Below are 24985 nucleotides of genomic sequence, written 5' to 3'. Positions count from 1 at the left end.
TGTTATTCTCCTTTAAAAGTAAGATTAATAATTTCCAAAATTACATCGACAGCCTTTTCCATTACCTGTTCTGAAACATATTCAAAACGACCGTGCATATTCTCCGGACCCGCAAAAATATTAGGTGTCGGCAATCCCATAAAAGAAATTATCGAACCATCAGTCCCACCGCGAACGGCCTGTTCATCGGGTGTAATCCCTAAATTTTTCATTGCGGTTTCCGCACGTTGAACTACATCTGGATGTTTTTTCATGACCTCATACATATTATAATATTGATCATAAATTTCGGCCTGCAGTGTCTTTGCTCCATAACGCTCATTTAATTGGTCCACAATTTGTTGCAGTAATTTTTTTCGCTGTTCTAAGCCGTCACGCTCAAAATCCCGAATAATATAGGCCATCTCTGCATGATCAATATTACCAGAAAAATCTGTTAAAAGAAAGAAGCCCTCTCGTCCGGAAGTCTTTTCCGGAACTTGTTCAGCTGGTAGAGCCTTTTGCAATTCCATGCCCACCAGAGTAGCGTTAATCATGATATCCTTAGCTTCACTGGGATGAACATTTTTACCAGTAATATGAATTTTGGCCGCGGCTGCATTAAAAGTTTCAAATTCTAATTGTCCTTGTGCACCACCATCGACCGTATAAGCAAAATCGGCACCAAAAGCCGGAACATCAAAACGCTTAGCCCCTTTTCCAATTTCTTCATCCGGACCAAAGCCCACTCTAATAGTGCCATGCTGGATTTGGGGATGCTGCACTAAATATTCTAGTGCTGTAATAATTTCACTGACCCCCGCTTTATCATCAGCTCCCAACAAAGTTGAACCATCTGTAGTAATTAAAGTGTGACCCGCATACTTTTGTAATGTGGGAAAAACTTTTGGATCTAACTGATATTTTCCCAAAGGATCAAGCTTGATTGTACTTTGACCATCATAATTTTTAACTTCTTGAGGATTAATCCCCTCAGAATTAAAATCAGCCGTATCGACATGACTTAAAAAGCCTACGACCGGAATAGTTTTTGCAGTATTAGCCGGTAAAGTAGCCGTTAAATAAGCAGTTTTAGAATTATATAATACTTCACTTAAACCAATTTCTTCTAACTCAGCTTTTAACTTTAACAAAAAATCAACTTGCCGTTGTGTAGAAGGAACGGTTTGAGAATTTTCATCAGAACGAGTATTTTGTTTAACGTAACTTAAAAATCGCGGTACTAACTGTTTATATTTCATTAATATCTCCTTGTCCTAAATTTAAATAAATTGAAAAGGTTCAGTATTGCTTTGTGAAGCTTGGACTGTCAGGTCCCAATCATGGGTTTGGGCCCAATTAGTTAGCAGAATTTTAGTTTGTTCACTAAAGATTACCTCAATATGATGTCCCGGGTCAATAACATTTAAGTCAGAAGCCAACATCTCATGTGCAGTATGATAATAAACATCACCCGTAATAAAAACATCCAGCCCGGCAGCTAGTGCTTGAGAATAAAATTTACCCCCGTCACCACCAATGATACCCACTTTTTGTACCAGCTGTTTTTCATCATTAGTAATTAATCTTAAACCTGAAAGCCCAAACAGCTGCTTAACATTCTGTGCTAATTCGCGTAAGGATAAAGGTTGAAATAACCGACCCCAGCGGCCTAACGCCACGTTATCCACATCGCGGCCGAAGGGTTGAATATTTTGTAATTGTAATTTTTGAGCTAACCAGTCGTTCATACCACCGGTAGCTTTATCCATATTGGTATGGGCTGCATAAACTGTAATTTGATGACTTAATAAATCCGCATACATTTGATTTTGCGGATCAGAAGTATCTAAATTACGGGCCGGATGAAACATAACGGGATGATGTGCAAAAATAAAATCAATCTTTTGCTCAATAGCTTCTTGCACCACTGCCGGCCGAACATCAAGCGTAGTTAATACGCGGTGGACTGGCTGGTCCAAATTGCCTAATTGTAAGCCAGTAGGGTCATTGTTCATTTTTAAGGTCAGCGGAGCATAATTTTCAATTGCTTTTACTAACTCTTGACCAGTAATTATCATTGTAAAACCTCCTTTATTTTTTGAATGCGCACTTGCGCTTGTTTTAACTTTTGCGGTTGAAGTTGATGTGCCTTTAGTAAATTATTATACATGAATTGTGCTTGCTGCAATTGCTTCTGCCACTTATTTTGAAAAACTTGTGATCGCTCTTGTAATAAGCACGGACCAAACATCACCTGCTGGGGAGTTAAAGGCTTAAAATTGGCTTGCTTTTGGGCATAAATAATTTCATAGATATGTCGACCTTCTTGAACAATTTGCTCGGTTTTAATTTGCCAGTGATGCTGACTTAGCCATTGGCGAACACAGGGCTCATCATTATTAGGTTCTAAAATCAATTGGGAAATAAAGCGCAGCTGTGACTGCCCCCGTTCTAATATTTGGGTGATCAATTGGCCCCCCATGCCAGCAATTACGGCTAAATCTACCTGATCCTGACGACTTAGACCGCTTAATCCGTCGGCCAAGCGGGTTGTAATCTGCTGTTGTAAATGTGCCGCTTGAATATCCCGTTGAGAAATCTTTAGTGGTCCGGACGCAATCTCACTTGCAATAGCCCGGCGAATACGTTGTTGCTGTATTAAAGCTATCGGGACATAGGCATGGTCGGAACCAATATCCGCCAAACACTCCAGCGGCGGAACCATTTCGATAATTGCACGCAATCTTGGTGATAATTTCACAAATTAAAACTCCTTCAAAATAAAAAGGAGTCAGAACTTAGATATTAGTTCCAACTCCTGATGCTTGATATTTATTCTAAAAAATCTTTTAACTGTTTGGAACGTGAAGGATGCCGTAATTTACGCAAAGCCTTGGCTTCAATTTGACGAATACGTTCACGTGTGACTCCAAAAACTTTTCCTACTTCTTCCAAAGTTCGAGTCCGTCCGTCATCTAAACCAAAACGTAAACGTAAAACATTCTCTTCACGATCAGTCAAAGTATCTAAGACGCTCTCCAATTGTTCTTTTAGTAATTCATAAGAAGCGTGATCCTCAGGGCTGGTGGCATCATCATCTTCAATAAAATCTCCCAAATGAGAATCATCTTCTTCTCCAATTGGAGTTTCTAAAGACACTGGTTCTTGCGCAATTTTCAAAATATCACGGACTTTAGGTGTCGGAATATCCATTTCCGCGCCAATTTCCTCGGGTGTTGGTTCCCGACCTAAATCTTGCAATAATTGCCGCTGAATACGGATTAATTTATTAATAGTTTCGACCATATGCACTGGAATTCTGATGGTTCTTGCCTGATCAGCAATCGCCCGCGTTATGGCCTGACGAATCCACCATGTAGCATAAGTGGAAAACTTAAAACCTTTACGATAATCAAACTTTTCGACCGCCTTCATCAATCCCATATTGCCTTCTTGAATTAAATCCAAGAAATGCATGCCGCGGCCGACATATCTTTTAGCAATAGAAACCACCAACCGTAAATTAGCTTCCGCTAATTGCTGTTTGGCATCTTCATCGCCCTTTTCGATACGTTGTGCTAATTCTACTTCCTGCTGAGCGTTTAAAAGCGGAACCCGCCCAATTTCTTTTAAATACATCCGAACCGGGTCATTCATTTTGACGCCTGTAGGTGCCGACATATCATTGAGTTCATGATGATTAACTTCTTTTTGGTTCTTTAAAGCTAACTGGCTGGGATCGCCTTTTTGATCAACTACACTTAAACCATTTTCCTGTAAATGATCCAACAAATCTTCGACCGAGCTTCCTTTGAGATCAAAAGGCTTGATAATTTTATCATTAACAACTGTTTCTGGGATCTTCTTTTCCTTTTTATACTGTTGAATGATGGTTGTTATCGTCTTTTCTAATTCCTTACTGGATTTAACAACGCTCTTTTTCTTTTTATTTGTTGCCATCACCAAGCCCCCTTAAATATCATGTGCTTCTAATTTTTTCCGTAAAGAAATTAATTTCATTGTTAATTGCAGCTCACGTTTGGCATCACCGATTTGAGCTGCTTGTTTAATCTGTGCTTGATATTCTTGTAATTGTTTTTGTTGCTCATAATGGATAATGTTCATAATATAGTCCTGTACTTCGGCGGATGAATAATCACCGGGTCGTTCCAACATCTCAATTGTAATGACTAATTCTCGCAAATTATCCGGTACCAAATCCACAAATTGAGCAACCCTTAATTGTGGCTGGGTCAAAGAACAGCGCAGCCAACAATCAAAAATATCCTGATAGGACTGATGAACAAATTTAAAATTAGGATAGGTATCTACAATATTAATTACTTCGGGAAAATGAAAAATTATATTTAATAAATTACGTTCTGATTTTTCAACATTATCTAGTTGACTATATTCCAAATCATGATTGGGTTGAGACTTTACTTCCGCCGCAGGCTGACCATAATCAGCAACAGGTTGTAATATCTTTTGCGTCTTTTTTTTATCAGCCAGTTCTTGCTGTAAGGCTGCCAGCGAGATTTTTAAGCGTTGCGCTAATTGATTCAAATAAAGTTCTTGTTCAACTGGCGATTGAACCTGAACAATATAATCTAATGCGCCGTTTAAAAAATCGACTTTATCAGCATCATTATTTAAATCATACTGCTGACTTAAATATTGAATCATAAATGCTGTCGGCGTCAACGATTTATGGTCAACTAATTTTTGAAAAGCCGCCGCCCCCTGAGCTTTAATAAACTCATCTGGATCTTGTCCATTCGGGATCACAACAATTTCCACTTCAAAATCTGTCGTTTTCAAAAGTTTTAAAGCTCTTTGCGCAGCTTGAATCCCCGGTTGATCGCCATCATAACAAATTACAATTTTTTTAGTTAATCGATTTAAAATATATAACTGCTGTTGTGTTAAACTAGTTCCCATCGAGGCTACACCGTTTAAAACCCCGGCCTGATAAGCACTGATGACATCCATAAAGCCTTCAAACAAAATGACTTTGCCACTTTGACGAATAGCTTTTTTTGCCGCTGCCAAATTAAACAGCGTTTGTCCTTTATTAAAAATTTCAGTTTCCGGGCTATTTAAATACTTGGCAAGCGGTTGATCAGCTGGCGGCGCTTGTAACATGCGCCCGGAAAAAGCCACAGTATTACCGCTTTGATCAGTAATTGGAAAAATCACCCGATTACGAAACCGATCGTATAAATTACCACTATCATCACTGGAAAATAAACCTGAACGATTTAATTCCGCATAATCTTTTTTCTGAGTCTGGAAAAAATTCACCAAAGTTTTATTATCATTGGGCGCATAACCAATTTGAAAATGTTTAATGGTCGCTTCACTCAATTGCCGCTGCTGTAAATATTTTAAGGCTGTTTCGCCAGCAACAGTTTTTAATAAAATATGATGATATAACTCTTGCGTAGCCTGATAATCTTGTTTTAGTTCCGTGGCTTGCGAATTACGATCTGAATTAGCAGCAGCCTGATAGCTTTTCGGCAAAGCAATTCCGGCAAAGTCTGCAACTTTTTCTACTGCCTCCGGAAAACTGAGATTTTCCATTTCCATCAAAAATTTAAAGACATTTCCGCCTCGGCCGCAGCTAAAACAATGAAAAATCTGCTTTTCTTCCGATACTGAAAAAGACGGTGTTCTTTCTTCATGAAAAGGACATAATCCAAATAGATTACGGCCCGCTTTTTTCAGCTGTACATAAGGTTCAATAATATCGACAATATTAGTCTTTTGACGGACTTCTTCAATAAACTCTTCCGGAATCTTACGTGCCATTACTATCTCACCTCCGGTACATCGAAGATAAAAGATAGTCGCATTAAAAATGCGACTACTTTCCCTTATACCGTGATATATTCTACACGCTCTTGGCTTTATTTGCAAAAAAATTAACTTATTTTACGATTAACTGATTTAAGTCCCCCAGCTGCTTAATTAAAGTTGCTAATTGCTGTAATTGGTGCAAGCGATTATTTCTGATTTCTGGGTTTGGATCCATCACCATATTTACAGTAAAATAATCCGTAATTACCGGTTCTAAATGAGCTAGTGCCTGATATTTTTGTTCAAAATCTGAATCTTTAAAATCAGCTTGACAAGCTTGCACTGCTTGATAAAGCTGTTTTTCAGAATCAGTTTGAAATAACTGCGGATCGACCGCCAAGTCGGTTGAATCTGTCAAAGGTGCTTTTTGCGTGATGCGTAAAACTCTGGTAAGAGCTTCAATTGCGCCTTTAAAATCAGGATCGGTTTGATGATGACTGATTACTTGGACTAACTGCTGCATGGCTGTAGGATCTAAACTGGGCAATGCTACTACCGTATCAATCAGATCATGAGCCACTTGATCTTGGCTGAATAATTGCCGAATTCGATCAATTAAAAATTCATCAACCTCTGCTTGATGTTTGAAATAATCAAATTTAAGCGTTGAAAATTGCTTCTGATAGGCAGCAACAATTTCATTTTGTAATTGATGTAAATTTAATTGCCAATTTCTCTGCTCTAAAATCCGAATAATACCTAAAGCCTGCCGCCGCAAACCATAAGGATCATTAGATCCATTAGGGATCAAATCGACTGCAAAAAAGCTCATAATGCTTTCTAATTTATCCGCTACTGCCAACACAGAACCGACTAATGATTGTGGCAATTGTCCTTCGGCGGAGTTAGGCAGATAGTGTTCTCGAATAGCTTGGGCGACTGCTGGTTTTTCACCCATTAATAAGGCGTACTTTTCTCCCATTACGCCCTGTAACTCGGCAAATTCGCCTACCATATCAGTTACTAAATCAAATTTATAAATTTCAGCCGCCCGTAACACCGCAGCAGTATCGCTACTGGAAAGCTGCAGCTTTTGAGCTAATAAATCAGCAATAACTTTAGTTCGTGCCATTTTTTCACTCATAGAACCAATTTTATCGTGAAATGTTACATGTTGCAGCTGCCTTACATAATAATTTAAATCATGTTTTTGATCTTCAGCAAAGAAGAAAGCAGCGTCATCCAGGCGGGCTACTAACACTTTTTCATTACCGGCAATAACATTTTCCAGATATTCTTGATTACCATTTCGCACAGCAATAAAATTAGGAGCCAAACTGCCATCTTTTTTACGCACATAAAAATACCGTTGATTATCCTTCATCGAAGTGATCAGCACTTCTTCCGGCATTTCTAAATACTTTTCTGAAAATTTTCCAGCAAAAGCCGTGGGATATTCTACTAAATTATTTACTTCTTCTAACAAGTCTTCATCCACGTCTACTTGCCAGTTATTTTCGGCAGCGAGTGCGGCAATTTGTTGACGGATTAAATTTTTTCGCTCTTGGGCATCTACAATGACATAATCATCCGCCAAAGCCTTTTGATAATCTTGAGCAGTAGCTAAGGTAATGGTACTACCCAAAAAACGATGTCCCCGGGTTTGATTATTGGCCGTAATATTTAATAATTTCAGATCAATAACTTGTTGATCCAACATGGCTACTAGCCAATGAATAGGACGAATATAAGCAAAATCAAATTTATTCCAACGCATACGGGTAGGAAAAGTCATCGCTTTAATTGGTTCTATCAGACCTTGCAATACTTGGACAGCAGATTGACCCGCAATATGTTTTTGGACATAGACATATTCTGTACCTTTTACGTCTTGAAAATAAATATCGTCGGTTGTCATTTTTTGCCCCCGCACAAAACCTTGCGCTGCTTTACTCCAATGACCTTCTTTGTCCAGAGCAATTTTTTTAGCCGGACCTTTAACCGCTATATTTTCATCTGGCTGTTGGTCAGCCAATTCATGAACTAATACCGCCAAACGCCGCGGAGTTGAATAAGCCTGAATGTCTTGAAATTCTAATTTCTGCGCTGTTAAATAATCACTTACCCGCTGTTTTAATTGTAAGCTGGCAGAACTAACTACATGAGCCGGCATTTCTTCCAAGCCAATCTCTAATAAAAATGTTTTTCCCATTATTTATTTTTCATCTCCTTTAAAATTTTATTCCGTTGAGCTTCATCTAGGAGCGGAAAACCTAATTTTTGACGTTCGGCAACGAAGGCTTGTGCTACTTGATGAGCCAAAGAACGAATACGATGCATAAACCCGGCCCGTTCTGTAACAGAAACCGCCTTGCGTGCATCTAACAAATTAAAGGTATGACTACATTTTAAAATATAATCATAAGCTGGATGAACCAGACCCAAAGCAATTAGGCGTTTAGCCTCACTTTCATAATTATCAAAAAATTTAAATAACATTTGCGGATCACTAATTTCAAAGGAATATTTGGAATGTTCATATTCCGGTTCCTTAAAAATATCACCATAATGGACGCCGTTACCCCACTCCAAGTCAAAAACCGAATTGACATCCTGAATATAAGAGGCTAAACGCTCTACACCGTACGTAATCTCGCTAGTTACCGGATTGACACTGAGACCGCCTACTTGTTGAAAATAAGTAAATTGACTAACTTCCATACCATCCAGCCAGACTTCCCAGCCGACACCGGCACAGCCCATGGAAGGATTTTCCCAATTATCTTCGACAAAACGAATATCATGTTCTAATGGATCAATCCCCAAGGTTTTCAAACTATCTAAATAATACTCTTGAATAGCCAAGGGTGAAGGCTTCATTACTACTTGAAACTGATGATGTTGATATAAACGGTTGGGATTAGCGCCATAACGACCATCTGCCGGACGTCGGGAAGGTTCGACATAAGCTGCATTCCATGGTTCCGGACCAATAGCCCGTAAAAAAGTATAGGGACTCATGGTACCGGCACCTTTTTCTGTATCATAAGCCTCCATCAACATGCAACCCTTTTGGGCCCAAAATTTTTGTAAGGTCAAAATCATCTCTTGAATATTTAATTTTTTTACCATTATCTTAATTTACCTCACTTTATTGCACTGAAACATTTATAATATTATGTCTGTTCAATTCCACAAAAAAAGTCCCTATGCAACAATTTGCATAGGGACGAATTTCTTCGCGGTTCCACCCTACTTCAGGAATACCCTGCACTTTCAGAAAATATTAAAATGTTTCTTTTCGCCAAATTTACTTACGTGCTTCCACCATTCACGCTCGCTATTTATCTACTCCAATATTCTAGCATCTTAAAATATCCTGTCAACCTCAGATTTGCCAATGATCCATCTGATCCAAAAATTTTTTACTCTTCGGATAAACTCCTACACTATCACGATAAATAGCATCAATTGTCTGCCGCAATTGTGCCTTAATATTTGCACTCACTTTAATTTGACCAATCCGTTGTAAATCGATTTGGGCAAATAATCGTAAATAAGAGACTGCTTTCGGTGCCAAGTGCAAACGATGTTCATCTTCTGCCCAGTGTTTTTGACAAATGATACCTGCTTTAACTAGCGAATAATCAAAATCACCCTGCGTTTCTCCTCCAATAACACACGAGTGCCAATTTGGTTGAACTCCAAATGGTTGCAATAATTGAATCTCAATGATATTAGTAATAATTTGCGCATCCAAGCCTTGATCAATCAACTTGGTAGCCTGCATGATTTTGTTAAACCATAATAACTGCACTTCACCAGCTGCAAAAGCTCTTAAGACAAGGTCATAAATATAAGACGTATAAGCATTCAAACGCAGATCGGTTGCAATTTTCTCAAACTGCTGGACTTGGAGTGCATCATTTAAAAAGGAGAACCCCCGTCTATTGATGGATCCCTGATATTTACCGTAAGTAAAAGGTAGCGCCAAATAGTGTTTTTTGGAACGCGGCTTTTTCACTCCCCGCAGCCAAAAAGTGATAATTCCAAAGCGATCTGTGAAAACATAGAGTAATTGATCATTATCCAAGTAATCCTGGCTACGCAACACCAATCCATGAAATACTTGATTACGAACTAGCGGCATTATTTTAAATCCTTCAGTTGATATCCGACTCGTTGTAAGAATAACGGATCATTCCGCCAATTTTTTTGAACTTTAATCCATAATTTCAAGTTAATTTTTTCTCCCAATAAGCGTTCAATCTTTTCTCGTGATCGAATACCAATATTTTTAATCATTGTACCTTTTTGGCCAATTAAAATTTTCTTTTGGCTCGCACGTTCAGCATAGATCGTTGCCTCAATTTGCAATTTTCCATTAATTCGCTGATTCATTTGCTCAACTACGACAGCAACAGAATGTGGAACCTCTTGCTGAGTTAATTCAAGGATTTTTTCACGAATTATTTCTGCAACGACAAAATATTCGGGGTGATCACTCAACTGTTCTGGCGGATAATACTGTGGTCCTTGCGGCAGATATTTGATCAATGTCTTTAATAATTCTGCAACATTATTACCTTGAGTGGCCGAGATCGGAACCACCTCTTGAAATTTTAATAAATTATTATATTGTTCAATTAACGGTAACAGACTATCAGGGTGGACCAAATCAATCTTATTAATAACCAAAAACAGCGGTTGATTAATAGTTTGCAAACATTTTATGATATCTTGCACATTCGCATCGATTTTCGTATCCGCATTAACCATTAATAAAACTACATCAACATCTTGCAAAGCCGAAAAAGCGGCTGTGTCCATATATTTGTCCAAGCTGTTTTTGGGCTGATGAATGCCCGGAGTATCAACAAAAACAATCTGTTCTTGATCAGTCGTATAAATTCCTTGAATTTTATTACGGGTAGTTTGTGATTTGGGAGAAATTATTGCAATTTCACTACCTAAGATCCGATTCATCAAAGTTGATTTGCCGACATTGGGCTCTCCCATTAGGGCCACAAAGCCCGAATGAAAATTATTTTGCATGTTTTAAATCCTCCGCGCTAAAAGCTCCCGGCAGTAATTCAGCCACAGTTAATTGGCGACATTTTCCGGCCTGATTAGTTAAATAAACTGGCATGGTAGGAGCACAAAATTCACTCATAACTTGACGACAAGTGCCACAGGGAAAAATGACGTCTTGTGTAGTGCCGGTAATTAAGAGAGCCTGAAAATCTTGTTGGCCAGCTGCAATCGCCGCAAAAAAGGCAGTTCTTTCTGCACAATTAGTAGCTCCATAGGCAGCATTTTCAATGTTGCAACCTTGATAAATCTGACCATTAGAAGCTAAGAGCGCTGCTCCCACGGGAAAATGGGAATAAGGCACATAAGCGCGAGTTAGCATTTTTGTAGCTGCTTGATACAAAGTTTGAGGAATCATTTGCTCACTACCGTTTCAATCCAAAATCATTTAAAATTTGTTTTTGTAAACCAAACATAACTTCTGCTTCTGCTTTTTGAATATGATCATAACCGGACAAATGTAATAACCCGTGAACCACAGTATAACCAAATTCGCGCTCAAAACTATGCCCATACTCTTGAGCATGCTGTCGTACAACTTCGGGGCAGATAAATAAATCCCCAATATCACGGGGCAGACCAAATTCTTGTTCCAATGCTTGGGTACTGATGCCGGCATCATCACCATCTTCTAAAGCAAAACTGATAACATCAGTCGGGCGATCAGTTTGCCGATATTGCCGATTAATCTCCTGAATCTTTGCTGGAGTACAAAAAGTAATGGAAGCTTCCGTATTTTCCGGCAAAGAAATTTTTTGTGCTCCATAATTAAATAATTTCTCAGCTAGCTGTCGATGCTCTTCATCAACTAAATTCTGATCATCGTAAATCGCTAAATCCATGAACTACTCCTTTGTGTTTTGGGCATACGCCTTGATAATTTCCGCTACTACAGGGTGGCGGATAACGTCGCTAGCTTGAAAATCAACAAACCCAATATGAGGCAAATGACGCAAAAGTTGTTGTGCTTGTAAAAGTCCACTACGCGAATGCCGGGGCAAATCTATCTGGGTTATATCACCGTTAACTACCATCCGCGAATTAAAACCTAGTCGGGTTAAAAACATCTTCATTTGTTCTTGGGTTGTATTTTGTGCTTCATCCAAAATAACAAAAGCCTCATCTAATGTCCGTCCCCGCATATAAGCTAAAGGAGCAATTTCAATTACTCCACGTTCCAATAAACGTCCTGTATGGTCACGTCCCATAATGGCATATAGAGCATCATATATCGGTCGTAAATAGGGATCAACTTTTTCTTTTAAATCACCGGGCAAAAATCCCAGATTTTCGCCTGCTTCCACTGCAGGTCTAGTTAGAACTAAACGCTGTACCTGACCTTTTTTTAAAGCAGATACGGCCATCACTACTGCTAAATAAGTCTTGCCGGTACCCGCAGGCCCAATGCCAAAAGTTATATCATGATGTTTAATGGTTTGAATATACTTACGTTGGCCTAAATTGCGAACTCGAATGGGTTTGCCCTTTGCATCAGTTAATAAAACTTGGTTATATAAATCTTCAAAATAATCCAGTTTATCTGCTTGCGCCATTCGGGCGGCACTGATTACATCCGTTTCACCAATTTGAATTCCAGAATGTAATAAGTTCACCAAATGTTTTAAAATCTCTGCTACGAGATTAACACTGGCTTTTTCACCCTGTAGATCCACGTGATCGCCAAAAGGATGAATATTAATCTGAAATTGTTCTGCTAATAACTCTAAGTTAGCATCATTAACACCAAAAATAACCGCATCATCATTATTAAATAATTTAAAAGTTTTCGTTGTTGTTGTCAAACACATCTGCTCCAGTCATTTATTACCACATATTTTAATACCAATTTATGTAAAAGAAAAGGCTGGGACTATACTAGCGTCCCAACCCTTTTACTGCAATAAATCTTTAACCATCTGGTTAACCTTGTTACCGTCAGCCTTGCCCTTAACCTGCGGCATCACGGCTTGCATCAACTTTCCAAAATCTGCTTTAGAAGTTGCACCGATTTTTGCAGCAGTTTGTTGAACAATCTCTTGAACCTCAGCTTCAGATAATTGTTGCGGCATATATTGGCTTAACACTTGCATTTGGGCCTTGGTATCCTCTACAAGATCTTCTCGTTGAGCCTTTTCAAACTCAGCCAAAGAATCCTTTTGTTGTTTCATTTGTGAAACAACTACCTGCAATTCCTCTTCGGAATTCAATTCATGCCCAAGCTCAATTTTCTTGTTCATTAAGGCTGATTTAAGCATTCTGATAACAGATAGAGCCGTTTTATCATGACTTTTCATAGCGGCCTTTAAGTCTGTCATTAATCGATTAGTGAGGGACATCTACAGATCACTCCTCAATCTTAACGTCTTTTCCTCTTCTTATTACGCTTCCGAGCAGCTTCAGATTTCAATTTACGCTTGACACTCGGCTTCTCGTAAAACTCACGCTTGCGATATTCTTGAAGAGTACCACTCTTAGAAACAGAACGTTTAAACCGACGAAGAGCATCATCAAGAGACTCGTTCTCACGAACAACTGTCTTAGCCATATGATATCCCTCCTTCCGATTACTTACGTAACTGCTTTTTGCAACAGTTCTTATATAGTATAACAAAACAATTTCCAACTTGAAACAATAATCCGCGAGTTTCAGTAGCTTTTTTTTATTAAAAATGATAATTTAAGTTTAATTAGGAGGAAAATCACTTATGAAACAAATAGTCTATGCACTTTCGGACTCTTCAGGAGAAACGGCCACAATTTTTTCTCGTTCGATGATCGCCCAATTTCCCATGCTAGAAATTGAGCAAAAACGGTTTTCATTTATTCAAAATCTTCAAACCTTAAAGGAAATTTTTCACCAAGCTAAAAAAGATCAGGCCATTGTGTTTTATACTTTGAATAATCCCGAGTATGATCAAATGGTAAAAGAAATCACGCAAAGCCAACAAATTTTAGCCTTTGACATTTTAAACCCCTATTTAAAAAAAATCGAAGCTTATACCCATCAGAAAGCTTCCCGCGAAATTGGGGCAGCTCGTAAATTAAGTGCACAATACTTTAAGCGCATCAAAGCGATTGATTTTGCAGCAGAAAATGATGACGGTAAAAATCCTAAAAGCATCTTAGATGCGGACATTGTTGTTTTGGGAGTTTCCCGTACTTCTAAAACGCCTTTATCGTTTTTCTTAGCTAATAAAAATTACAAAGTAACTAATATTCCTCTGGTTCCTTCAGTAGAAGCGCCCGCTGAATTATGGCAAATTGATCACAAAAAAATTGTCGGTTTAACTACTAACGAAAATATCTTACAAAAAATTCGCCAAGAGCGGATGCTGGCCTACGGTTTACAAGCCACTACCAACTATTCTGATACAGCCAAAATTCATGCAGAATTAAACTATGCCAACAGTTTATACAAAAAATTAAATTGCTTAGTAATTAATGTAGCAAACCGTTCAATTGAAGAAACGGCAGCCATTATTGAAAATAAATTAAATTTTGATAAGGTCTGACAACAATGGTCAAAATTACAACTGGATATCTTGAATTTCATAATTATCGAACATTTTATCGAATTGTCGGAGAACAAAAATTTCAAAAACCGCCGCTATTATTACTTCATGGCGGACCGGGTTCCACTCATAATTATTTTGAAGCCTTAGACGACTTAGCTTATGATGGCCAACAGCTGATCATGTATGATCAGCTCGGTTGCGGTTTATCATCAATGCCTAATCAACCAAAGCTTTGGCACCCTAAGACTTGGGTCGAAGAATTAATCGCTTTAAGAAGGCATTTACATTTAAACAAAATCCATCTTTTGGGTCAATCGTGGGGAGGAATGTTAGCTTTAATTTATCTGTGTGATTATGACCCCAGCGGTATCCAAAGTCTGATTTTAGCCAGTACTTTATCGTCGGCTCAATTATGGGAACAAGAACAAAGAAGATTAATTACCTACATGAGCCCTCAGGATCAACAAGCAATTAAAAATGCAGAAAAAAGCCAAAATTATCAAGCAGCTGATTATCTCAAAGCTAATCAACACTTTATGCAGCAACATGCTTTAGATCCGGCCACTGAACAAAAGTTTTCTTTTCTAAAACGCCCTAAAAACCAAGGTACTCAAGCATATTTAACCGCCTGGGGTCCTAATGAATATACTCCCACCGGAACTTTAAAGGATTTTGATTATACTAATAAGCTCCAACAGATTCAAGTTCCAACTTTAATTACCAGCGGAACAAATGATTTGTGTACACCGTTAATTGCGAAAACCATGTATGATCATCTTCCCAATGCTACCTGGCACTTATTTGCCCACAGTCGTCATATGGCTTTTATCGATGAGCCTGAATTATATCTACAAATTTTAGACGAGTGGCTGCAACAACATGCAACGCCAAAATAACCTTAAAAGTCTTCGATAAAATAATTTTATCGAAGACTTTTTTAATGAAGCACTGAATTTATTTAATTATTTTGTGATTCGGATCTAGGAAATTAATAATAAGAATCAACAGCAACAAAATTGCGACCACTAAAAAGACAGCATGTAAGCCTTGTAAAACTACAAGATTAATAGCTAGTTGATTCTTAAATTGGTGATAATTAGAAGCACTTACAGCCCGATTTAAAGTACCTAAAGAAATAGATCCGCGATTATTTACTAAAACAATATTAAAAACTGCTCCATAAATACCGGTCATGATTGTTTGCCCTAAAGAACGTCCTAAAGTAATCATGCCACTGGCTTCTCCTACTAAATTCGGTCTTACCAAGTGCTGGGCTAAAATTGTATTCATACTAATAACAATGCCTAATCCCAGACCATTAACGCCGGCAATAAGATAAAACATCCAGACAGGAAAAGCCGTTGAAGCAAACAGTAAGGAACTATAAAAAACTAACTCCAAAACTGCAATCAATAGAACTACCCTTTTAGGAACAAAACGGGTCATCAATCTACCTACTAAAAACGATCCCACCAGCCACATAATGGAACTGGAACTAACAACCATGCCGGCCATTGAAGCGGGCAAATGATAGATGGATTGAAGCCAAATAGGAAAATAGACCTGATAAGAAATCAATACCCCACTAAAAAGCATGATCGTGACCACTTGGATAGTAAAAGTTTTATTAGAAAACATCTGCGGCTCAATTAAAGGATCAGCAACCTGATGTTCCCATTTAGCCAGCAATAATAACAAAACTAATCCGATTAGAAATAATCCAATCGCTGGCCAAAAATAAGTAGACAGAGTTTGAACTGCTATTAGCAGGCATAATAAACCTAGAGTTAACAGCCCAATTCCCGACCAATCAATGGTTAAATTTTGAGAGGTGGTCTGTTTTTGCACATAACCCAGCCCCATTAAACCAAATACCAGAATTCCTAGGGGAATATTGACAAAAAAGACCCAATGCCAAGACAGTTTATCCACTAAAAATCCGCCTAATAAAGGTCCAATTAAAGACGATAAAGCCCAGGCAGTATTATTTAAAGCTAAAATCTGAGCTCTTTTCTCAAAACTAAAATAGTCGGCAATAATCGTAAAGGTCAGCGGCATAATGGCTCCTGCCCCTAATCCTTGAACTAGTCGAGCGCCTATCAACCAGCCAATATTACCGGCTAGACCGCTGCCTAAAGAACCAAGCGTAAATAAAATAACTCCCCATTGAAAAACCGGCTTACGGCCTAGACTGTCGGCCAGTTTCCCGCAAATCGGAGTACTAATCGCAGTGGTAAAAAGATAAGCACTCATAATCCAGCTTTGAAAAGCTAAACCATGTAATTCACTAATAATTTGTGGTAAAGCGGTCGTCACAATGGTTACTTCCACCGAAGTCATAAAACTGGCCATAAAAATTGCGGTCATTACTAAAATTCGCTGCTGGAAACGAGACATATGTTGCTGCAAACTTGTCACCTCATCCTCAAAATCTAAATTTTATTCATAACTAATTGCCGCTTTGGGACTTCAGCTACTAACTGCTACTTAAACGTTGCTGCATTTGCGGATCAAATTGCTGTTCTTGCAGCATTTTAATTTCGGATGCGTAAGGAGCCACTGCTTTTTTAGGATTTTGTGCTAATGGAACATAAGGAGTTTCCATAATTTTCGGAATGGCGGCTAATTGCGGATGATGACAAATATAGTTTAGTGCTTTAAAACCAATTTGACCAAAACCAATATTAGTATGACGATCTTTATGCGATCCCCGGCCGTTTTTGGAATCATTTAAATGAATCATGGCCAAGCGGTCAAGTCCGATAATTTTATCAAATTCTAATAAAACCCCGTCAAAATCATTTACGATATCATAGCCTGCATCATGCACATGACAAGTATCAAAAGTAATTGTTAATTGCTCATTATTTGGTGTCAGGTCAATAATTTGGGCTAATTGTTCAAAGGTCGCACCGATTTCAGTGCCCTTGCCTGACATAGTTTCTAAAGCAATTTTGACTTGAGGCTGACTCTTTAAAACCTCCTGTAAACCCTGGGCAATTGATTTTATTGCAACTGGCGCCCCCAGTCCCACATGGGCTCCCGGATGAAAACTTAATGCTTCAATTTGCAAGGCTGCACACCGTTGTACTTCCGCCTGTAAAAAATCTATTGCAAATTCATATTTAGAAAGATCTTTGGTATTACCCAGATTAATAATATAAGGCGCATGTCCCATAATCCGTTGAATTTGATGCTGTTTTAAATAATGCCAGCCTTGAGTAATATTCATTTGACTAGTAGGTTTGCGACGACTATTTTGCGGAGCACCTGTAAAAATCATCATCGTATTAGCGCCATAACTAACTGCCTGTTGTGCTGCACCCAGCAGCATTTTGTCACCACTCATGCTTACATGGCAACCTAAAATCATTTTCTCACTTCCGGATCTAATAAATATGTTCTTGGTAAAAACGTCCCATAATTAGTTTAGCCTCCGTCATGCTTACAAAAGCATAGGGATCAGAGTCCTGCAAAGCCTGACGAAATAGCGGCAATTCATATTGTGAAATCACCGTGAACAGCATTGTTTTTGAAGAATGCTGATAAGCACCTTCAACATCGTGCACTATCGTAATGCCCCGCCGCATCTCATTTTGAATCTCTGTAATCACTTTATCCGGATGAGAAGTGACAATTATCACCTGTAATTTTTGATTACGGGTATATAAACTATCAATCACACGGCCATTTACAAAAATACTTAAAATAGTATATAGGGCTTGAACCCAGCCAAATAAGCAGCCAGCGCCTAACACTACCAAAATATTAAAAGCAATGTTAATAGTACCCACGCTTTTTCCCAATTTTTTGCGCAGTACAATACTAATAATATCCAATCCTCCGGTTGACATCTCGTTTTTTAAAGCCAAACCTGTACCAACACCATTAAATAAACCACCGAAAATAGCACAAATGATTGGGTCAAATTTAACTGCTACCGGCGGAATTATATGCAAAAGGACGGTAGACAAGATAACCGCCACAATTGTGTAAAAAGTAAACTCATGGCCAATCTTTTTCCAAGATAGAATTAATAATGGTAAATTAAGGGTAGCATAAAGCACTGGCACGCCAATGGTAAAAGGCAGCCAGTGCTGACTGATAGTAGAAATTAACTGGGCTAAACCCGTAATGCCAGAACCATAAATTTTTCCTGGATTCCAAAAAACATTAACTGCAACGGAAACACATAAAGCATAAATTAAAGCGAACGACAATTTAGCTATATTGCGATATCGTCGAGCAATTTTTTCTAATTCATTCATAAATATAGTTTAATCCTCACAAGATAATTCCGTTACATACTTTAACATAAATTAGGCATCGGTATCAGGTGTTTCTACATATTTTAAATATTCGGCATATCCTTTCTCGGACATCTGTTTTTGAGGAATGAACTTTAAAGCCGCCGAATTGATACAATAACGTAAACCACCTGTAGATTTGGGGCCGTCAGTAAAGACATGTCCTAAATGAGAATCCGCCTGTGGACTTCGCACCTCTGTGCGCTGCATTCCAAAACTAGAATCTGATTTTTCCGTTAAAGGAGTAATGGGACGACTAAATGCAGGCCAGCCACAACCGGAATCATATTTAGCACTGGAGGCAAATAAGGGTTCACCGCTGACGACATCCACATAAATTCCTGGTTCAAAGAAATTATCATAACGATTATTAAAAGGTTTTTCGGTAGCATTTTGCTGAGTAACAGCATATTGTTCCGGGGTTAATTCTTGTTTTTGCTTTTCATACATAACAAACACTCTCCTTTTTAGTAATTTTAACTAAAATAAAGGTGTTGAGGGGTAAATATAAACTATTTTTTAATATCTAAATGTAAGTCAGCTAATTGTCGCTCGGCAACAGCTGAAGGGGCATGCATCATCGGCTCAGTAGCTTTGGAATTCTTCGGAAAGGCAATTACATCACGAATATTTTCTCGATGCGATAAAAGCATTGCAAAGCGATCCAAACCAAGAGCCAAGCCACCATGCGGTGGAAAACCATAATCTAAAGCTTCCAACAAAAAGCCAAACTGTTCCTGGGCCCGCTCTTGGCTAAAGCCCAAGGCCCGAAACATTTTTTCTTGAATTGCTCGTGTATGAATACGAATTGAACCACCACCCAGCTCGTAGCCATTTAAGACAATATCATAGCTTTGAGCATGAGCCTGATGCGGATCAGTATCTAACAACTCCAAATCTTCTTCATTAGGCATTGTAAAGGGATGATGGGCCGATACCCAGCGCTGAATACCTTCATCATATTCAAACAGGGGCCAGTCTACTACCCACAAGAAGTTATACTGATTATCGTCATATAAATGCAAATCTTTGGCAAAGTATTTACGCAAATATCCTAAAGAATCAGCACAAACTTTTTTAGAAGCTGCGACAAATAAAACCAAATCGTTATCTGCCAATTCTAATCTTGCAGTTAAAGCAGCCGCTTGTTTTACCAAAAATTTAGCCACTGGTCCATGAAATTCACCCTGTTCTACTTTTAACCAAGCTAAACCATGTGCCCCAAATCTGGTAATGTAGGCTTGTTGTTCGTCCAGACGTTTGCGGGAATACTTTTCCGCAGCATTTTTTACAACGATTGCCTTTACTTGACCGCCATCAGCAATTGCCTTGTGAAAGACTTTAAATTCACTTTCACTGAACAAATCACTTAAATCTTGCAATTCCATGCCAAAACGTGTATCCGGCTTATCCGAACCATAACGCGCCATAGCTTCATTCCAAGTAATCCGCGGAAAAGGTAATTTCACAGTTACCCCTACAGCCTGCTGCATGATTTGCGCAATCAAGCCTTCGGTGTAATCTTGAATCTGCTTTGCACTTAAAAAACTGGTCTCTAGGTCAATTTGGGTAAACTCCGGCTGCCGATCTCCTCGTAAATCTTCATCACGAAAACAACGAGCAATTTGATAATATTTATCAAAACCAGCTCCCATAAGTAATTGTTTAAACAGCTGCGGTGATTGCGGCAAAGCATAAAAATTACCCGGATAAACTCGTGATGGAACTAAATAGTCACGGGCTCCCTCAGGAGTAGACTTGGCCAAATCAGGTGTTTCAATATCAATAAAGCCTTGCTGATCCAAATAAGAATGAGCTGCAGCAGTAATACGGGCTCGGGTTCGAATAGCCTGTTGCATTTCTGGACGACGTAAGTCTAAATAACGGTATTTAAGCTTTGTATCTTCAGTGGCATCTACCTGATCTTCAATATTAAAAGGAATAGTTTTAGCCTTATTTAAAATTTTCAACTGGCTCACTTCTACTTCCACATGACCAGTTGCCATTTGTTCATTAATAGTAGCTTTAGAGCGGGCTACTACCTGGCCTTCAATGCTGATAACGTCTTCTGCATGCAATTTGGCAGCCTGACCAAAAGCTTGATCGCCGTATTCTTGACTAAAAACTAACTGCACAATTCCTTCGCGATCTCTCAAATCTACAAAAATTAAATTACCTAAATTACGCTGTTTTTGCACCCAACCTGCTAAAGTTACTTTTTGACCCATATACTCTTGAGTGATTAGTCCACAATAATTAGTTCTTTGCATGTTTTACCCCTTTTTTATTTTCGCAATTAATTCTGTTAAATCATCTAGATGAACTAAAGTCTCTTGACCATCCTGCATTCTTTTCAACTGTGCCGTTTGTGCAGCCAATTCTTGCTCACCCAAGGTCAAAGTAAAACGGGCGTGTAAGCGATTAGCCTGCTTAAATTGTGCTTTTACTTTTTTAGCTAAGTAATCACGTTCGGCGGAAATGCCTGCCCAGCGTAATTGGGATAACAATTTGGCAACAGCTACGGTCACTGTCTCATCTACAGTAACCAAATAAATATCCGGAGAAGATAACTGTGGCAAATTATGGGTTTGCGCTTGTAAAACCAATAATAAGCGCTCCACTCCCATACCAAAACCAACTCCGGCAACATCAGGTCCCCCTAATTCTGCTACTAAGCCATTATAGCGGCCCCCGGCAATTAATGTCATCTCTTTATTGCCAAAGGCTGGACTAGTCATCATAATTTCAAAAATAGTGTGATTATAATAATCTAATCCGCGCACCATATTGTGATCAATTTCGTAATTAATATTTAAAGCCGTTAATAACTCTTGAACTTGATCAAAATGAGCTTGCGCCGCTGTTGTTAAATAATCTAAAATTGAGGGTGCTCCGGCAACAATCTCTTGATCCTGTGGATCTTTACTATCCAAAATCCGCAAGGGATTTTTGTGTAAACGTACTTGTGAATCTGCACTTAATTGTGCAGCCAAAGGCGTTAAATAATCAACCAAAGCTTGATGATAATTTTGGCGTGTTTCTTGGTCTCCTAAAGTATTAATAACTATTTTATAATCAGTTAAACCTAACTCCTGCAAAAAATTGCTGGCCATAGCAATGGTTTCCACATCAATTTCCGGACGATCACTGCCTAAAGCCTCTACTCCAATTTGATGAAATTGTCGTTGGCGGCCAGATTGCGGACGTTCATAACGAAACATCGGCCCATGATACCAGACTTTATAAGGATGTATTTGATCAGGGCCAAACAACTTATTCTCGACATAAGCTCGAACCACTCCAGCTGTTCCTTCAGGCCGCAAGGCTACATGTCTTTGACCTTTATCCTGAAAATCGTACATTTCTTTTGATACAATATCTGAACTATCACCAGAGGAACGGGCAAAAACATCATATTGTTCCAATAATGGTGTGCGAATTTCATGATATTGATAATTCTGGAAAACCCGCTGAGCAGTGGCTTCTAAATATTGCCACTGTTCACTTTCTCCTGGCAGAATATCAACCATACCTTTTAACTTTTGATAACGCACCGTGGTTCCTCCTTCAAAAACTTGCTTAAACTAGTTATTATCAATCTTAGCACACCTCTTTTTAATCGCAAACCAGCAATTATGCTCTTAAGAGCCGAGATTTTTCGCTGATATTGGCAACACATAATAAATTACCATCATCATTATTAAAGTCAAGGCGCGCTCGGGGAAAATAATCATCAAAAAAGCAAGATAAATCTTTTTAAAAATATTGCTTGTGACGATTAAATAGCTATATGTATAGCTATTTAATCGTGAATATTATAATATAAATAAGAAAGTTTAATCTTAAATGGGATGTTAATTAATGAAATTGCGTAGAAGCGACCGCCGCCAGAAACGCCAGCAGCGGTGGTTATGGGGAATTATTATTATTTTAATTACTTGTTCCAGTCTTTCAACCTTAGCTATGGCTCAGGCTAATCAGCTGGTCGTCAAGGCCAATTTTTTAAATGTACGTATTGGTCCTAGTCTTTCTTATGAAACTTTGACCCGTGTTAAACGCGGGGAAACCTTAACTATTTTAAGTAAAAAAAATCAATGGTATCAGGTTCGCCTAGCAGGTGATAAGATCGGCTGGGTTGCCAGCTGGTTAATTGATAATAATGAAGCCAATACTTCCAGCAATACTATCGGCATCATTAAAGCGCCGAATACTAATGTTCAAAAATATCCCCAAAATGATTCTGAAGTTTTAGGAACTTTAGCCCAACTGCAAAAAGTTAATATTGTTTATACTCAAAATAATTGGAGTCAAATTTTGTTTAACGATACCGTGGGCTGGGTTCCTAATTCCGAGCTGATTATAACTGACAAAATCGCCCAAAACATTTGGAATAACCACCACCAAAAGTCCACCATTCGCTCAGTTACAACTTTGCAAAACAATACTAAAATTTTAGCTAAACCGGATCCCGACAGCAAAGTTGTAGCTCATATCACTGATAAAACCACCCTTCCTTATCTGGGAAAAGAAGGAGATTTTTATAAGATTAGATTAAATTCGGGCGAATCGGGCTATATTGCCAGCTGGCTCGTTTCTATTTCTAGTTCCGAACATGCAGTTAAAAGCGCCGCAACCAAACTATCTGAAGCCACTATTGTGATTGATCCCGGCCACGGGGGTGCAGATACGGGCGCTTTAACCAACAATCAAAAACATACTGAAAAAGGTTATACTCTGGATACCGCTAAACGCCTTAAAAAACAATTACAGCAGAGCGGAGCTAATGTAATCCTAACCCGCAATAATGATAGCGGTCTGGATTTAGCCTCCCGAGCGCGTTTAGCTAATAAACTGAATGCCGACGTATTTCTCAGTTTGCATTTTGATTCCACACCTGTTGCCAGCAAGGCTTCCGGAATTACCACTTATTATTACTCCGGAAAAAAAGATCGACCGCTTGCTCAAAGTCTGCATAAACAATTAGAAGATCTTCCCTTGCCTGATCGGGGTCTGCGCTTTGGCGATTACGAAGTCATTCGAGAAAATGAACAACCGGCTGTCTTAATCGAAGGCGGATATTTAAATAACAAACATGATAATAAGCAAATTGCTAATCCCGAATACCGACAAAAACTAGCCGTGGGTATTGCACAAGGATTAAGTGATTATTTCAAATAATAAAAGTGGAAGGAACTATCCTCCCACTTTTTCTTTCTTAATGTGTAAATAAAGGAGTTATTTGTGTTAAATCCTGAACCACATAATCGGCATTTGGGGCATCATGTAATTGATCAACATCAAAATAAATAGTCGTTAGCTGAGCATTCTGCCCCGCTTGGACATCTAAAGAGCGATCCCCAATCATGGCAGTAGCTGCTCGATTTAGATTATACTTTTGGACTAAATAATTCAATGCCGCCGGATCCGGCTTACGTGCAAAAGCAGATGTACTTGTAATAATCTGCGTAAAATATGATTGAACCTGTTGCTTGGCTAATAACTTGATCGCCAAATCATCACGATGAGTCCACAAAAAATTATGACCACCTTGGGCTACAATCGCTTGTAAAGTCTGAGCTGCTCCCGCTACTAATTGAATATGGGTTTGATTTTGATGATCAATATTTTGAAAATGTTGATAAACTTCATCAAAATCCGGACTGAGCTCCAATTTTTGTAAATATGATTTTACGGAATGCAATTTAATGAAACGATACACCTGTTGCATATCAGGCTGCGGATAATCAAAGTCATAAAAAGTCTGTTGTAAACTCTTCAAAATTCCCGTATAAGTATCGGCTAAAGTACCATCAAAATCCCAAATTGCTGTCTGTAAAACCATAATTACCTCTCATAAATAATTGTTAACGGACCATCATTAACTAATTCCACTTGCATGTCGGCTCCAAAAACTCCAGTTTGTACATCACAGCCGCTGGCCCGTAATTTTTCATTAAACAATTCATAAAGCTCTTGTGCTTGTTGCGGGTTTAAAGCATCAACAAAACTCGGCCGATTGCCTTTAGCAGTATCAGCATAAAGCGTAAATTGCGAAACTGATAAGATCTGTCCTTGAACGTCATTAATGGCTAAATTAATTTTGCCATCCTGATCCGAAAAAATTCTACTTTTACTAATTTTGCGAGCTAAATAGTCCACTGTTTGTTCATCATCATTTTGTCCAAAACCAACTAGTAACAAGGATCCGTTTTTAATCTGAGCTACTCTTTTTTGGGCAATCGTGACGCTGGCTCGTTGTACCCGCTGTAAAACTACTTTCATGCTATCTTC

At 38.6% G+C, this 24985-nt stretch carries 25 protein-coding genes; 3 read left to right on the top strand and 22 right to left on the bottom strand.

All coding sequences use genetic code 11. The annotated features are described in order from the left end of the window. Window positions 1–2: 2 nt before the first annotated feature. The 14 genes from pepT to rpsU form a co-directional block, all read right to left on the bottom strand. The gene (gene pepT, locus JG29_RS03890) at window positions 3–1241 is read right to left on the bottom strand and encodes a peptidase T (RefSeq protein ID WP_045922583.1); all 1239 of its coding nucleotides are present in this window, start codon (window positions 1239–1241) and stop codon (window positions 3–5) included. A gap of 21 nt (window positions 1242–1262) precedes the next feature. Next, window positions 1263–2057: a Nif3-like dinuclear metal center hexameric protein gene (locus JG29_RS03885; protein WP_376890565.1), complete on the bottom strand. Its 795-nt coding sequence runs from the start codon at window positions 2055–2057 to the stop codon at window positions 1263–1265. Next, window positions 2057–2743 (bottom strand): tRNA (adenine(22)-N(1))-methyltransferase, encoded by a 687-nt coding sequence (locus JG29_RS03880; protein WP_052696294.1) that lies wholly within the window; start codon window positions 2741–2743, stop codon window positions 2057–2059. The genes JG29_RS03885 and JG29_RS03880 overlap by 1 nt, the downstream gene beginning before the upstream one ends. Before the next feature lie 71 nt (window positions 2744–2814). Continuing rightward, window positions 2815–3942, bottom strand: coding sequence for an RNA polymerase sigma factor RpoD (gene rpoD / locus JG29_RS03875; protein WP_045922581.1), 1128 nt, complete (start codon window positions 3940–3942; stop codon window positions 2815–2817). Window positions 3943–3954: 12 nt separating this feature from the next. Next, on the bottom strand, window positions 3955–5793 hold the full coding sequence (gene dnaG, locus JG29_RS03870) for a DNA primase (RefSeq protein ID WP_045922580.1): 1839 nt from the start codon (window positions 5791–5793) through the stop codon (window positions 3955–3957). A gap of 118 nt (window positions 5794–5911) precedes the next feature. Beyond that, window positions 5912–7993 carry a glycine--tRNA ligase subunit beta gene (gene glyS / locus JG29_RS03865; RefSeq protein ID WP_045922579.1) on the bottom strand — a complete coding sequence of 694 codons (2082 nt, stop codon included), beginning with the start codon at window positions 7991–7993 and terminating at the stop codon, window positions 5912–5914. Continuing rightward, window positions 7993–8913, bottom strand: coding sequence for a glycine--tRNA ligase subunit alpha (gene glyQ, locus JG29_RS03860; protein ID WP_045922578.1), 921 nt, complete (start codon window positions 8911–8913; stop codon window positions 7993–7995). The genes glyS and glyQ overlap by 1 nt, the downstream gene beginning before the upstream one ends. A gap of 256 nt (window positions 8914–9169) precedes the next feature. After that, entirely contained in the window at window positions 9170–9931 is a 762-nt protein-coding gene (recO, locus tag JG29_RS03855) for a DNA repair protein RecO (RefSeq protein ID WP_045922577.1), read from the bottom strand. Next, a complete protein-coding gene (gene era / locus JG29_RS03850) occupies window positions 9931–10836 on the bottom strand; it encodes a GTPase Era (protein ID WP_045922576.1) in 906 nt (301 codons plus the stop codon). The genes recO and era overlap by 1 nt, the downstream gene beginning before the upstream one ends. Then, complete coding sequence (locus tag JG29_RS03845) at window positions 10826–11230, bottom strand: cytidine deaminase (protein ID WP_045922575.1); 405 nt, start codon at window positions 11228–11230, stop codon at window positions 10826–10828. The genes era and JG29_RS03845 overlap by 11 nt, the downstream gene beginning before the upstream one ends. Before the next feature lie 7 nt (window positions 11231–11237). Next, window positions 11238–11714: an rRNA maturation RNase YbeY gene (ybeY, locus tag JG29_RS03840; RefSeq protein ID WP_045922574.1), complete on the bottom strand. Its 477-nt coding sequence runs from the start codon at window positions 11712–11714 to the stop codon at window positions 11238–11240. Between the two features lie 3 nt (window positions 11715–11717). Continuing rightward, window positions 11718–12680: a PhoH family protein gene (locus tag JG29_RS03835; protein ID WP_045922573.1), complete on the bottom strand. Its 963-nt coding sequence runs from the start codon at window positions 12678–12680 to the stop codon at window positions 11718–11720. Window positions 12681–12764: 84 nt separating this feature from the next. Beyond that, on the bottom strand, window positions 12765–13208 hold the full coding sequence (locus tag JG29_RS03830; protein WP_045922572.1) for a GatB/YqeY domain-containing protein: 444 nt from the start codon (window positions 13206–13208) through the stop codon (window positions 12765–12767). A 20-nt stretch (window positions 13209–13228) separates the two neighbouring features. Further along, window positions 13229–13417, bottom strand: a complete 189-nt coding sequence (rpsU, locus tag JG29_RS03825) for a 30S ribosomal protein S21 (protein WP_045922571.1) — start codon at window positions 13415–13417, stop codon at window positions 13229–13231. Between the two features lie 160 nt (window positions 13418–13577). Here rpsU and JG29_RS03820 point away from each other — a divergent pair, with 160 nt between their 5' ends. Both JG29_RS03820 and pepI read left to right on the top strand, forming a co-directional pair. After that, window positions 13578–14384, top strand: a complete 807-nt coding sequence (locus JG29_RS03820) for a pyruvate, water dikinase regulatory protein (RefSeq protein WP_045922570.1) — start codon at window positions 13578–13580, stop codon at window positions 14382–14384. Between the two features lie 5 nt (window positions 14385–14389). Next, complete coding sequence (gene pepI / locus JG29_RS03815; RefSeq protein ID WP_045922569.1) at window positions 14390–15283, top strand: proline iminopeptidase; 894 nt, start codon at window positions 14390–14392, stop codon at window positions 15281–15283. A gap of 58 nt (window positions 15284–15341) precedes the next feature. Here the strand turns inward: pepI and JG29_RS03810 are convergent, their stop codons facing one another. The 6 genes from JG29_RS03810 to hisS all read right to left on the bottom strand — a co-directional run bounded on the left by JG29_RS03810 (window position 15342) and on the right by hisS (window position 22248). Beyond that, window positions 15342–16784 (bottom strand): MFS transporter, encoded by a 1443-nt coding sequence (locus tag JG29_RS03810; protein WP_045922735.1) that lies wholly within the window; start codon window positions 16782–16784, stop codon window positions 15342–15344. Between the two features lie 79 nt (window positions 16785–16863). Further along, window positions 16864–17760, bottom strand: a complete 897-nt coding sequence (locus tag JG29_RS03805) for a deoxyribonuclease IV (RefSeq protein WP_045922568.1) — start codon at window positions 17758–17760, stop codon at window positions 16864–16866. 16 nt (window positions 17761–17776) lie between these two features. Continuing rightward, complete coding sequence (locus JG29_RS03800; protein ID WP_045922567.1) at window positions 17777–18655, bottom strand: YitT family protein; 879 nt, start codon at window positions 18653–18655, stop codon at window positions 17777–17779. Window positions 18656–18706: 51 nt separating this feature from the next. Continuing rightward, the gene (gene msrB / locus JG29_RS03795; protein WP_045922566.1) at window positions 18707–19144 is read right to left on the bottom strand and encodes a peptide-methionine (R)-S-oxide reductase MsrB; all 438 of its coding nucleotides are present in this window, start codon (window positions 19142–19144) and stop codon (window positions 18707–18709) included. A gap of 62 nt (window positions 19145–19206) precedes the next feature. Next, entirely contained in the window at window positions 19207–20964 is a 1758-nt protein-coding gene (gene aspS, locus JG29_RS03790) for an aspartate--tRNA ligase (RefSeq protein ID WP_045922565.1), read from the bottom strand. Between the two features lie 3 nt (window positions 20965–20967). After that, a complete protein-coding gene (gene hisS, locus JG29_RS03785) occupies window positions 20968–22248 on the bottom strand; it encodes a histidine--tRNA ligase (protein WP_045922564.1) in 1281 nt (426 codons plus the stop codon). Between the two features lie 307 nt (window positions 22249–22555). Between hisS and JG29_RS03780 the strand changes: the two genes are divergently transcribed. Then, on the top strand, window positions 22556–23872 hold the full coding sequence (locus JG29_RS03780) for an N-acetylmuramoyl-L-alanine amidase family protein (protein ID WP_045922563.1): 1317 nt from the start codon (window positions 22556–22558) through the stop codon (window positions 23870–23872). Window positions 23873–23909: 37 nt separating this feature from the next. Here JG29_RS03780 and JG29_RS03775 read toward each other — a convergent pair whose 3' ends face one another. Together JG29_RS03775 and dtd are read right to left on the bottom strand one after the other, a co-directional pair. Continuing rightward, window positions 23910–24536, bottom strand: coding sequence for an HAD-IA family hydrolase (locus tag JG29_RS03775; RefSeq protein WP_045922562.1), 627 nt, complete (start codon window positions 24534–24536; stop codon window positions 23910–23912). 2 nt (window positions 24537–24538) lie between these two features. Continuing rightward, window positions 24539–24976, bottom strand: coding sequence for a D-aminoacyl-tRNA deacylase (gene dtd, locus JG29_RS03770; RefSeq protein ID WP_045922561.1), 438 nt, complete (start codon window positions 24974–24976; stop codon window positions 24539–24541). Between the last annotated feature and the right edge of the window lie 9 nt (window positions 24977–24985).

Source organism: Bombilactobacillus mellis, from assembly GCF_000967245.1.
GTDB lineage: Bacteria > Bacillota > Bacilli > Lactobacillales > Lactobacillaceae > Bombilactobacillus > Bombilactobacillus mellis.
The sequence above is the reverse complement of the archived record's forward strand: the minus strand, read 5'-3'. Positions and strand labels throughout refer to the sequence as shown.